General features: G+C 69.7%; 10 protein-coding genes. 6 read left to right on the top strand and 4 right to left on the bottom strand.

The genetic code is table 11. From position 1 onward, the window contains the following. Positions 1–24 precede the first annotated feature (24 nt). The gene (locus tag E4P42_RS02790) at positions 25–327 is read right to left on the bottom strand and encodes a chorismate mutase (protein ID WP_135122816.1); all 303 of its coding nucleotides are present in this window, start codon (positions 325–327) and stop codon (positions 25–27) included. A gap of 201 nt (positions 328–528) precedes the next feature. On the opposite strand from E4P42_RS02790, the gene pcrA reads away from it, so the two are divergent. Next, complete coding sequence (pcrA, locus tag E4P42_RS02785) at positions 529–2,868, top strand: DNA helicase PcrA (protein WP_135122815.1); 2,340 nt, start codon at positions 529–531, stop codon at positions 2,866–2,868. Here pcrA and E4P42_RS02780 read toward each other — a convergent pair. Further along, entirely contained in the window at positions 2,865–3,503 is a 639-nt protein-coding gene (locus E4P42_RS02780) for a hypothetical protein (protein ID WP_135122814.1), read from the bottom strand. The two genes, pcrA and E4P42_RS02780, sit on opposite strands and share 4 nt — an antisense overlap. Further along, entirely contained in the window at positions 3,504–4,631 is a 1,128-nt protein-coding gene (locus tag E4P42_RS02775) for a M23 family metallopeptidase (RefSeq protein WP_135122813.1), read from the bottom strand. Between the two features lie 291 nt (positions 4,632–4,922). On the opposite strand from E4P42_RS02775, the gene sucC reads away from it, so the two are divergent. The 3 genes from sucC to E4P42_RS02760 all read left to right on the top strand — a co-directional run bounded on the left by sucC (position 4,923) and on the right by E4P42_RS02760 (position 8,648). Further along, complete coding sequence (gene sucC, locus E4P42_RS02770) at positions 4,923–6,086, top strand: ADP-forming succinate--CoA ligase subunit beta (RefSeq protein ID WP_135122812.1); 1,164 nt, start codon at positions 4,923–4,925, stop codon at positions 6,084–6,086. Between the two features lie 12 nt (positions 6,087–6,098). Beyond that, positions 6,099–7,001: a succinate--CoA ligase subunit alpha gene (sucD, locus tag E4P42_RS02765; protein WP_135122811.1), complete on the top strand. Its 903-nt coding sequence runs from the start codon at positions 6,099–6,101 to the stop codon at positions 6,999–7,001. A gap of 120 nt (positions 7,002–7,121) precedes the next feature. After that, positions 7,122–8,648, top strand: coding sequence for an acetyl-CoA acetyltransferase (locus E4P42_RS02760; RefSeq protein ID WP_135122810.1), 1,527 nt, complete (start codon positions 7,122–7,124; stop codon positions 8,646–8,648). A gap of 88 nt (positions 8,649–8,736) precedes the next feature. On the opposite strand, the gene E4P42_RS02755 is transcribed toward E4P42_RS02760, so the two are convergent. Next, positions 8,737–9,585: an LLM class F420-dependent oxidoreductase gene (locus E4P42_RS02755; protein WP_135122809.1), complete on the bottom strand. Its 849-nt coding sequence runs from the start codon at positions 9,583–9,585 to the stop codon at positions 8,737–8,739. 181 nt (positions 9,586–9,766) lie between these two features. Here E4P42_RS02755 and E4P42_RS02750 point away from each other — a divergent pair, with 181 nt between their 5' ends. Continuing rightward, complete coding sequence (locus E4P42_RS02750) at positions 9,767–10,645, top strand: DUF5336 domain-containing protein (protein ID WP_135122808.1); 879 nt, start codon at positions 9,767–9,769, stop codon at positions 10,643–10,645. Between the two features lie 59 nt (positions 10,646–10,704). Beyond that, positions 10,705–12,153 carry a DUF6350 family protein gene (locus E4P42_RS02745; RefSeq protein WP_135122807.1) on the top strand — a complete coding sequence of 483 codons (1,449 nt, stop codon included), beginning with the start codon at positions 10,705–10,707 and terminating at the stop codon, positions 12,151–12,153. Positions 12,154–12,158 lie beyond the last annotated feature (5 nt).

Here is a 12,158-nt window from a genome sequence, read left to right as displayed (position 1 = left end):
GCACACCGAAATCGCTGAGACGAGTCAGTGACCGAGGCGGCCGCGGCCCAGGCGCAGCAGCAGCATCGCCAGATCCTTGCCCTCCGGGCCGAGCTGGCTGTAGCGCTCGATGACCTTCATCTCGCGGCTGTGCACCAGACGGGTGCCGCCGGAGGCCATGCGGGCCTTGCCGATCAGACGGGACACCTCGGTACGACGCTGCACGGCCGCGAGGATGGCGGCGTCGAGCTCGTCGATCTCCTTGCGCAGGTCGTCGATGTCGTCAACGCTTCGGTCGGCTTCGATACTCACCTCGGACTCCTCGTCGTGTGGGGGTTGTGGTCTCATCCGGTTTCGGGCCTCACACAGGAGTCGAGCCCCGGATCCGGAAAGCGGACCGCGGGGCTCTGGGGGAAGCAGCTAGACCACGGGCACCGCGGGCCGGTACCCGTAGAAAAATCGCCGCGTGTCGAGCACGGTTGTCAGTGTGCCACCTGCCGCCGCGCCGACGCAAAGGATGTCACCCGGCGGCGGTAAGTTGGGTCAGACATGAGCGTGCACGTGACCGAAGCGTTATCCACATCCGACCACTCGGCGGACGGCCTTCTCGAGGGCCTCAACCCGCAGCAGCGGCAGGCCGTCCTGCACGAGGGGTCGCCGCTGCTGATCGTCGCGGGCGCCGGCTCGGGCAAGACCGCGGTGCTCACGCGCCGCATCGCCTACCTGCTGGCGGCCCGCGAGGTGGGCGTCGGGCAGGTCCTGGCGATCACGTTCACCAACAAGGCCGCCGCCGAGATGCGCGAGCGGGTGGTGGCGCTGGTCGGGCCGCGGGCTCGTTCCATGTGGGTGGCCACGTTCCACTCCACCTGTGTGCGCATCCTGCGCAACCAGGCCTCGCTGCTGCCCGGGCTGAACTCCAACTTCTCGATCTACGACGCCGACGATTCCCGGCGCCTGCTGATGATGATCGGCAAGGACATGGGGCTCGACACCAAGAAGTACTCGCCCCGCCTGCTGGCCAACGGCATCTCCAACCTCAAGAACGAGCTGATCGGTCCCGAGCAGGCGGCCGCGGAGGCCTCTGAGGCCGCCGACGATCTGGCCCGCATCATCGCCGACGTCTACGCCGAGTACCAGCGCCGGCTCCGGGCGGCCAACGCGCTCGACTTCGACGACCTCATCGGTGAGACCGTCGCGGTGCTGCAGCGCTTCCCGCAGATCGCGCAGTACTACCGCCGCCGGTTCCGGCACATCCTCGTCGACGAGTACCAGGACACCAACCACGCCCAGTACATGCTGGTGCGCGAGCTGGTCGGGCACGACCTGCCCGAGGACGACGGCGTCGGGCCGGGCGAGCTGTGCGTGGTGGGCGACGCCGACCAGTCGATCTACGCGTTCCGCGGCGCGACGATCCGCAACATCGAGGACTTCGAGCGCGACTACCCGGACGCCACCACGATCCTGTTGGAGCAGAACTACCGCTCCACCCAGACCATCCTCAACGCCGCGAACTCGGTCATCGCGCGCAACGCCGGCCGGCGGGAGAAGCGGCTGTGGACCGACTCCGGTCAGGGTGAGCTGATCGTCGGCTACGTCGCCGACAACGAGCACGACGAGGCCCGCTTCGTCGCGCAGGAGATCGACGCGCTGGCCGACCGCGGCGGCATCTCCTATAACGATGTCGCGGTGTTCTATCGCACCAACAACAGCTCCCGCGCGCTGGAGGAGGTGTTCATCCGCGCAGGCATCCCGTACAAGGTCGTCGGCGGTGTGCGGTTCTACGAGCGCCGGGAGATCCGCGACATCGTCGCCTACCTGCGCGTGCTGGACAACCCGGGCGATTCGGTGAGCATGCGGCGCATCCTCAACACCCCGCGGCGCGGCATCGGGGACCGCGCCGAGGCGTGCGTCGCGGTGTACGCCGAGAACACCGGAGCGAGTTTCAACGACGCCCTGCAGGCCGCCGCCGAGGGCAAGGTGCCGATGCTCAACACCCGGTCGGAGAAGTGCATCGCGAGTTTCGTGCAGATGCTCGACGAGCTGCGCGGCCGCCTCGACGACGAGCTGGGTGATCTGGTGGAGGCGGTGCTGGAACGCACCGGCTACCGCGCCGAGCTCGAGGCCTCCAGCGATCCGCAGGACCTGGCCCGCCTCGACAACCTCAACGAGTTGGTCAGCGTCGCACACGAATTCAGCATCGACCGGGCGAACGCCGCCGCGCTGGCCGAGGAGCTCGACGAACCGGCCGACGAGGACGTGCCCGACACCGGTGTGCTCGCCCAGTTCCTCGAGCGGGTGTCGCTGGTGGCCGACGCCGACGAACTGCCCGAACACGGCGCCGGCGTGGTCACGATGATGACCCTGCACACCGCCAAGGGACTGGAGTTCCCGGTCGTCTTCGTCACCGGCTGGGAGGACGGCATGTTCCCGCACATGCGGGCACTCGGCGACCCGACCGAGCTCTCCGAGGAGCGCCGGCTGGCCTACGTCGGCATCACCCGCGCGCGCCAGCGGCTCTACCTCAGCCGGGCCAAGGTGCGCTCGTCGTGGGGTCAGCCGATGCTCAACCCGGAGTCGCGGTTCCTGCGCGAGATCCCGCAGGAGCTCATCGACTGGCGCCGCACCGACCCCGCGCCGTCGTCGTTCAGCGCGCCGGTGAGCGGTGCCGGACGCTTCGGCACCCCGCGCCCGTCACCGATGCGTCCGGGCGCCGGGAAACGCGCGCTGGTCGTGCTGGAGCCGGGCGATCGCGTCACGCACGACAAGTACGGATTGGGCCGCGTCGAGGAGGTCTCCGGCGTCGGTGAGTCGGCGATGTCGCTGATCGACTTCGGCAGTTCGGGACGGGTCAAGCTGATGCACAACCACGCGCCGATCCAGAAGCTCTAGTCCTCGCGGCTCCAGCGCCCGGTGGACGGCAGCAGCGTGGTGGCGATGGCGGCCAGCGGCAGCACGGGGATCGCGTAGACGATCGGCGGGAACTTCGCCCCGGCGAGGAACAGGCTGCCGAAGATGAGCAGCCCGATGACGCAGCCGACGACGATCAGCAGCCGGCCCATGCGCCGGCGCAGCAGCAGCGCGATCAGCCCGCCGATGGTCGCGGCCGCGGAGATCGCGGCGAGGAATCCGATCGCCACGCAGAACAGCCGGTCGGTGCTCCACCACCCGGTGATCAGGTCGGTGGCGATGACGCCGGTGCTCCAGCCGGACAGGATGCTCAGCGCCGCGGCGGCCACCGCGGTGCGCGGATCGGCCTCCGCCGCGGTGGGCGGGATCTCGACCGGCCGGGGCCGGGGGATGTACGACGTCTGGGGGCCGTCCGCGGCGGGCGGCTCGATGTAGCTGGTCGGCGGTTCGGTGCCGGTCGGCAGGCCGCCGGTGGGATGGCGGCGGATGATGCCGGTCTTGGGCTCGTCGGACGCGACGGGAAGCTCACCGGTCGGGTGCCGGCGGATGATGCCTGTCCTGGGTTCGTCGGTGGTGGCGGGATCGTCTGGGTGACCAGTCGAGTCGGCTGCGCTCACTCAGCCAACATAGCCGCCGACGCTGATGCCACGCTGGGCCAGCCATCCGGCGGGATCGATGCGGTTCGCACCGTCTTGCAGGACCTCGAAGTGCAGATGCGGACCGGTCGAGTTGCCGCGGTTGCCCATCGTGGCGATCTGGTCACCGGCCATGACGCGCTCACCGACGCTGACCGACCAGGTGTTGAGGTGGCCGTAGAGCGTGACGGTGCCGTCGGCGTGGCGCAGCTTGACCCAGGCGCCGTAGCCGGCGGTCGGGCCGACGTCGATGACGACGCCGTCGGAGGCGGCCAGGATCGGGGTGCCGATCGGGCCGGCGATGTCGATACCGGCGTGCAGCACGCCCCAGCGGTAACCGAAGCCCGACGTCCACACACCCTTGGTGGGCATCACGAACAGCGGGCGCAGCTGGCGGGCCTCGCGTTCGGCGCGTTCCTGGGCGAAGGCGGCGGCCTTGGTGATCTCCTCGGCGTGCACCGCGGAGTTCGTGGTGGAGGCCACCGAGACGATCTGCATGCCGTCGACCGAACCGGTGATCGACGCGCCCTCGACCACGGTCTCGCCGGAAGCGAGCACGGTGTCCGCGTTGGCCGGGGCGGAGTTCTGGGTCATCGAGTACGCACCGGCGGCGGTGGCGCCCGCGGCCATGGCGGCGATGACCAGCCTGCTCTTGATCGGCCCCTCGGCGTCCTTGCGGTGCGCGGCACGGCGGGAGCCGATGTTGATGATGTCGGTGGCGGCTGTGCCGTCGCTCACATCGGTGTTGCTGTCGCGGTACGCGCGCGACGCGCGGGCGCCGCGCGACGCGGCCGACGGGGTGCCCGCGCCGCGGGTGGCGTCACCGTCGGCGCGGAATTGCGCGGGGACGGCCAGCCGCAGCGGGATCAGGTCGTCGGTGTCGTGAAGGTCGTCGAGCTCCGGCGCACCGATGACCTGCGCCTCACGGTCGAACGTCGAGTTGTCACGAAAACCCAAGTCGCCGGCCAGATCTCCGAGATCCCCGAATTCGTTGAACGGGATGATGTCGGTGATCTCCGCGGCGGTCTCCGGCGGTGCGACGGGCGTCTGCCGCGGGCGTGCGTTCGTCGACGCTCCCTGAGGGGACCGGGACGAACGATGCGCTGCCAACCTGAAGAGTCCTTCGTCGTAATCAGAACGTGACCTGTCGAGACCAGATGGCACGTTAACCAAATCCCAATGTTGGTGGCAACCCGTGCGGGTATTCCGGCCGATATTGTGAGCTGTATCACGCTTGGGGTGCGGTGAGATCTACCACATGACCGGCAGGCGGTGCCGAGGTCGGACGGGGTTGTGGATACAGTTCCTGCGAGCCCATCGGGCGCCAGGTGCGAGCGACCGTCACGGCCCGCGGGCCGGGGCTCAGCGACCGGGGATCGATAACAGACAGACAGTGAGTCAATGGACCTTTTCGAGTACCAGGCGAAAGAGCTGTTCGCCAAGCACAACGTCCCGACCACGCCTGGCCGGGTGACCGACACCGCCGAGGATGCCAAGGCGATCGCCGAGGAGATCGGCAAGCCGGTGATGGTCAAGGCGCAGGTGAAGACCGGCGGCCGCGGTAAGGCCGGCGGCGTGAAGTACGCGGCCACCGCCGACGACGCGTTCACCCACGCGCAGAACATCCTGGGCCTCGACATCAAGGGCCACGTCGTCAAGAAGCTGCTGGTGTCCGAGGCGAGCGACATCGCCGAGGAGTACTACATCTCGTTCCTGCTGGACCGGGCGAACCGCACCTACCTCGCGATGTGTTCGGTCGAGGGCGGTATGGAGATCGAAGAGGTCGCGGCCACCAAGCCCGAGCGCCTCGCCCGCGTCCCCGTCGACGCGGTCAAGGGTGTCGACGAGGCCTTCGCCCGCGAGATCGCCGAGAAGGGCCACCTGCCCGCCGAGGTGCTCGACGCCGCCGCGGTGACCATCGCCAAGCTGTGGGAGGTCTTCGTCAAGGAGGACGCCACGCTGGTCGAGGTCAACCCGCTGGTGCGTACCCCCGACGATCAGATCCTGGCGCTGGACGGCAAGGTCACCCTGGACGCCAACGCGGACTTCCGTCAGGAAGGACACGCGGAGTTCGAGGACAAGGACGCCACCGATCCGCTGGAGCTCAAGGCCAAGGAGAACGACCTCAACTACGTCAAGCTCGACGGGCAGGTCGGCATCATCGGCAACGGTGCGGGCCTGGTCATGTCGACGCTCGACGTGGTCGCCTACGCCGGTGAGAAGCACGGCGGCGTGAAGCCGGCCAACTTCCTCGACATCGGCGGCGGCGCCTCGGCCGAGGTGATGGCCAACGGGCTCGACGTGATCCTGGGCGACCAGCAGGTCAAGAGCGTGTTCGTCAACGTGTTCGGCGGCATCACCGCGTGCGACGCGGTCGCCAACGGCATCGTCAAGGCGCTCGAGATCCTCGGCGAGGAGGCCAACAAGCCACTCGTCGTGCGCCTCGACGGCAACCGTGTCGACGAGGGCCGCAAGATCCTCGCCGACGCCAACCACCCGCTGGTGGTGCTCGCCCAGACCATGGACGAAGGCGCCGACAAGGCCGCCGAGCTGGCCGCGAAGTAAGGGACGCGAAGAATGTCGATCTTTCTGAACAAAGACTCCAAGGTCATCGTCCAGGGCATCACCGGCGGCGAGGGCACCAAGCACACCAAGCTGATGCTCAAGGCCGGCACCCAGATCGTGGGCGGCGTGAATGCCCGTAAGGCCGGCACGACCGTGACGCACGAGGACAAAGACGGCAACGAGGTCGAGTTGCCGGTGTTCGGCAGTGTCGCCGAGGCGATGAAGGAGACCGGCGCCGACGTGTCGATCGCCTTCGTGCCGCCGAAGTTCGCCAAGGACGCGATCATCGAGGCCATCGACGCCGAGATCCCGCTGCTGGTCGTCATCACCGAGGGCATCCCGGTGCAGGACACCGCCTACGCGTGGGCCTATAACGTCGAGAAGGGCGAAAAGACCCGGATCATCGGGCCGAACTGCCCCGGCATCATCACCCCCGGTGAGTCGCTGGTCGGCATCACGCCGAACAACATCACCGGCAAGGGTCCGATCGGCCTGGTGTCGAAGTCGGGCACGCTGACTTACCAGATGATGTACGAGCTGCGCGATCTCGGCTTCTCGACCGCCATCGGCATCGGCGGTGACCCGGTCATCGGCACCACCCACATCGACGCCATCGAGGCGTTCGAGAAGGATCCCGAGACCAAGATCATCGTGATGATCGGCGAGATCGGCGGTGACGCCGAGGAGCGCGCGGCCGACTACATCAAGGCCAACGTGAGCAAGCCGGTCGTCGGCTACGTCGCGGGCTTCACCGCGCCGGAGGGCAAGACCATGGGCCACGCGGGCGCGATCGTGTCCGGCTCGTCGGGCACCGCCTCGGCGAAGAAGGAGGCCCTCGAGGCCGCAGGCGTGAAGGTCGGCAAGACGCCGTCCGAGACCGCCGCGCTGGCCCGGGAGATCCTGCAGAACGCCTGAGCACTGCACCGAGACTGCGGTCAGATCGCGAATCCGGCGGGGTTCGCGATCTGGCCGCAGTTTCGCGTTGCGGGCCGGTTCGATTAGCCTGGCGAATTAACACCTGTCGGGAGGTTTGTCATGGCGGTCGATCCGCGCACGCCGGTGCTCGTCGGCGTCGGACAGTTCACCGAGCGCATCGACGACCCCGACTACCGGGGCATGTCGGCGGTCGACCTCGCCACCGCCGCGGTCCGCGCGGCCCTCGATGACACCGGCGCCCCCGCCGACACGATCGCCGAGGCGGTCGACGTGGTGTTCGGCCTGCGGCAGTTCGAGATCTCCGGCCCCATGCCGGCGACGCTGGGCAAGTCCAACAACTACCCGCGTTCGGTGATGCGCCGGGTGGGTGCGGACCCGGCGCGGGTGGTGCTCGAACCGGTCGGCGGCCAGAGCCCGCAGAAGCTCGTCACCGAGGCGGGCAACGGCATCGCCGCCGGCGAGATCGACGTCGCGATGATCATCGGATCCGAACCGGGGTCGACCCATAGGTACTTCGCCGACCGGGACGACAAGCCGGATTTCACCGAACACGTCGACGGCCAGCTCGAGGACCGCGGCCACCAGATCCACCAGTACTTCACCGAGTACACCGCCAATCACGGGTTGACCGGCGCCGCCGTCCAGTACGGCCTGCTCGACAACGCCCGGCGGGCCCGGCTGGGCATGAGCGTGGCCGACTACCGCCGCACGATGGCCGAGCTGTTCGCGCCGATGTCCAAAGTGGCTGCGAAGAACCCGTTCTCGTCGTCACCGGTGGAACGCTCCGTCGATGAGATCGTCACGGTCACCGACGACAACCGGATGATCTGCGATCCGTACCCGCGCCTGCTGGTGGCGCGCGACCAGGTCAACCAGGGCGCCGCGGTGGTCATGATGAGTGTGGCCGCGGCGCGCCGCCTCGGCGTGCCCGAGGAGAAGTGGGTGTACGTCCACGGGCACGCGGACCTGACCGAACAGCCCCTGCTCGACCGGGTCGACCTGAGCGCCAGCCCCGCGGCGGTGCGCTCGGCGCGCGAAGCGCTGCGGGTGGCGCAGATCGGCGCCGACGACATCGCGACGTTCGACCTCTACAGCTGCTTCCCGTTCCCCGTCTTCGTCATCTGCGAGGCCCTCGGCCTCGACGGCGACGACCCGCGCGGGCTGACGGTCACCGGCGGGTTGCCGTACTTCGGCGGTCCGGGCAACAGCTACTCGCTGCACGCCATCGCCGAGACCGTCGCGCAACTGCGGGACCGGCCGGGACGGTTCGGCTTCGTCGGCGCCAACGGCGGCACCATCAGCAAGTACTCGACCGGGGTGTACTCGACGCTGCCGGTCGAGTGGCGGGCCGACAACAGCGCGGCGCTCAACGCGGAGGTGGCCGCCCTGCCGACCGTGCCGGTGACCGAGAGGCCGGACGGGATCGGCACGATCGAGACCTACTCGGTGCGCTACGACTGGCCGGTGCGCACCGGCATCATCGTGGGCCGCACGCCGGCCGGCGAGCGGTTCATGGCGACGTCGGAGGACGAGGAGCTCGTCGCGCTGATGAGCGACGGCGACCCGCTCGGCGCGCGCATCGTCGTGCGCGCCGGCGACAAGGCCAACCACGCGACGCTGGCCTGAGTCCGCTCAGATTTCCGGCCGAGCAGACGCAAAAGTGCCCTGAAACAGTCGATTCAGGGCCCTTTTGTGTCTGCTCGCGCAGAGAAGGTCAGACCAGGGCGGAGAGCTTGCCGGCCAGCCGCTCGACATACGCCGCGACGTCCGCCTCGGATTTGTCCGGCAACCCGAACAGCACCTCGGTGACGCCCAGGTCGCGCCAGCGCGCCAGCTTGTCCGGGTCCGGCTTGAAGTCCAGCGCGACGATCTGCGGGGCGCCGTCGCGGCCGGCCGCCGCCCAGGTGTCCTGCAGCAGCTTGACCGGCGCGTCGATGTCGAAATCGCGCGGCGTGGTGATCCAGCCGTCCGCCGACCGGGCGATCCACTTGAAGTTCTTCTCGGTGCCCGCCGCGCCGACGAGCACGGGGATGTGGGACTGCACCGGTTTGGGCCACGCCCAGCTGGGCCCGAAGTTCACGAATTCGCCCTCGTAGGACGCCTCCTCCTGCGTCCACAGCGCCCGCATCGCCTCCAGGTATTCGCGCAGCATCGTGCGGCGCCGCCCGGGCGGAACCTTGTGGTCGGCCAGTTCGTCGGTGTTCCACCCGAACCCGACGCCGAGCGAGACCCGCCCGCCCGAGAGGTGGTCCAGCGTGGCGATCGACTTCGCCAGCGTGATCGGGTCGTGCTCGACCGGCAGCGCCACCGCCGTCGACAGCCGCACGCGCGACGTCACCGCGCACGCCGTGCCCAGCGACACCCACGGGTCCAGCGTGCGCATGTAGCGGTCGTCGGGCAGCGATTCGTCGCCGGTGGTCGGGTGGGCCGCCTCCCGCTTGATCGGGATGTGTGTGTGCTCGGGCACGTAGAAGGTGCGGAAGCCGTGATCGTCGGCGAGCGTCGCGGCTTTCGCCGGTGTGATGCCCCGGTCGCTGGTGAACAGTACGAGCCCGTAGTCCATGTCACGAATTAGAACGTGTTCTAGTGGATAGGGCAAGCACACGTTCCGGCGTCGCCCGGAGCCCCGTGGTGCGCCGGGGGTGACGGGGCGTGCGCTAGCGTGGGAGATCGAATTGCTCAGGTGGTCCGTGTTCAGCGCACGTGTTGCCCACGTCCGACGCCCGATCAACACAGGAGAGGTCATGACCTACTCGCCCGGTAACCCCGGATATCCACCGGCCAATCAGCCGACCACCCAGTTCTCGGCGCCCACGCAGAATTTCGGCAAGCTGGCCGAGACCCCCACGGCCGACGGCCCGAGCAAGCTGCCCGGCTACCTGCTGATGGCGGCCGCCGTGCTGGGCCTGCTCGTCTACCTGCTCAACTTCGGGCCGATCTTCGAGGTCAACGCCGGTGACATCTTCGGTCAGGGCGGCACCGTCAGCGGTTCCACGCTGGGCATCGGGCTGGCGGTCATCTCCGCGCTGCTCGCGGGTCTGCTCGCCGGCGCCAGCCTGCTCGTGAAGAACAAGGGCTTCATCGCGGTGTCCGCGGTGCTGTCGGTCCTGGCGTTCCTGCTGATCATCGCCGAGCTGGTCAACAAGCCCGAGGAGGCGTCGATCGGCTGGGCGCTCTACGTGCTGATCGTGGTGTCGCTGCTGCAGGCCGGCACCTCGGTGGCCGCGCTGCTCTACGACACCGGCGTGCTGACCCCGCCGACCCCGCGACCCAAGTACGACCAGCAGCAGCAGTACGGCCAGTACGGCGCACCCGGCGGGTACTACGGTCAGCCGCACAGCGGTCAGCACCAGGCCCAGCACCACGGTGGCCACCAGGGCCCGCCCCAGCAGGTCCCGCAGCAGCGGCCCGGCTACCCCACGCAGTACGGCGGCTACCCCGGTGGCAGCGGCCCGTCGACCGGCGGTTTCTCCGGTGGTGGGCAGCAGAGCGGTCCGCCGACCCCTCCCACCGGCTTCCCGACGTACGGCCAGCCGCAGCAGCAGGCCCAGTCCGGCAGTGGGCAGTCGACGGCGCCGCAGCAGCCGCAGTCGTCGCAGCAGTCCGGCCCGACCTCCTCATAAGCTGACCGCGCGTGCGTGACCGGCGCGCACGCCGGCCTGCGCGACCAACGGCCCCGTACGTGGACAAGCGCCCCGCCGGGGGAGGAACCCCCCGGCCCGTCGGCCCACGCCAAGCGCGTGAGCTGCTGCGGGTCGCGTTCGGGCCGTCCGTCGTGGCGCTCGTCGTCATCGCGGCGGTGACGCTGCTGCAGCTGCTCATTGCGAACAGCGACATGACGGGGGCGTTCGGCGCGATCGCCAGCATGTGGCTCGGTGTGCACCAGGTACCGGTGTCGATCGGCGGGCGTGAGCTCGGCGTCATGCCGCTGATGCCGGTGTTGGCGATGGTGTGGGGCACCGCGCGCACGACCGCCGCGGCGACGTCACCGTACGGATCGTGGTTCGTCACCCGCTGGGTCGTCGCGTCGGCGCTGGGCGGTCCGCTGCTGATCGCGGCGATCGCGCTGGCGGTCATCCACGATGCGGCGTCGGTGCTGACCGAACTGCAGACCCCGTCGGCGCTGCGGGCATTCGGCGGGGTACTCGCCGTCCACGCCATCGGCGCGTTCCTCGGTGTGGCGTCGCGGGTCGGCCGGCGGACGGTGGCGTCCTCGCCGCTGCCGAACTGGCTGCCCGAGGCGGTGCGGGCGGCCGCGGCCGGTGTGCTCGCGCTGGCCGGGCTGTGCGGGCTGGTGACGGCCGTGTCGTTGATCGTGCACTGGTCGACCATGCACGAGCTGTTCGCGATCACCGACTCGGTGTTCGGCCAGTTCAGCCTCACGGTGCTGTCGCTGCTCTACCTCCCCAACGTGGTGGTCGGGGCTGCGGCGGTCGCCGTGGGATCGAGCTCGCACATCGGGCTCGCGACGTTCAGTTCGTTCACGGTGCTCGGCGGCGACGTGCCCGCGGTGCCCGTCCTGGCCGCCGTCCCGACGCCGCCGCTGGGCCCGGTGTGGGTGGCGCTGCTCATCGTGGGCGCCGCGTCGGCGGTCGCGGTCGGGCAGCAGGTCGCGCGCCGGCCGGCGCCGCTCCCGGTGGCGGCCGCCAAGCTGCTGACCGCGGCGGGGCTGGCGGCGGTCACCATGGCGCTGCTCGGCTACGCCGGCGGTGGGCGGCTGGGCAACTTCGGCGACGTCGGCGTCGACCAGACCACGTTCGGGCCCGCGGTGTTCCTGTGGTTCACCGCGATCGGCGGGCTCACCGTCGCGATGACGGGCGGCATCACCCGCCGGCCCCGCCGGGTCCGCGTCGCCGACCCCGAACCAGAATCCGACCCGGACCCGAACTCAGGGCCGGACGATGACACCGGCCCGATCACGGATACGGACGCGGCGACCGGGCCGATCGTCGACACGCCCCCGGAGCCGGAACTCGTGCCGGATCCCGACCCGGAACCGACGCCCGGGCCGGCCGCACCCCGCACCGCGGCGGTCCCGGATCCGGGGCTCGCCGACCCCGGCCCCGACCCCGAGGAACACTTCCTCACCGACGACGACACCGGCGACCGGCCACGCCGCTCCGCCGACTAGGCTGC

It is taken from the genome of Mycobacterium sp. PS03-16 (genome assembly GCF_004570325.1).
In the GTDB taxonomy this organism is placed as follows: Bacteria; Actinomycetota; Actinomycetes; order Mycobacteriales; family Mycobacteriaceae; genus Mycobacterium.
This window is presented reverse-complemented; position numbering and strand designations above follow the sequence as displayed.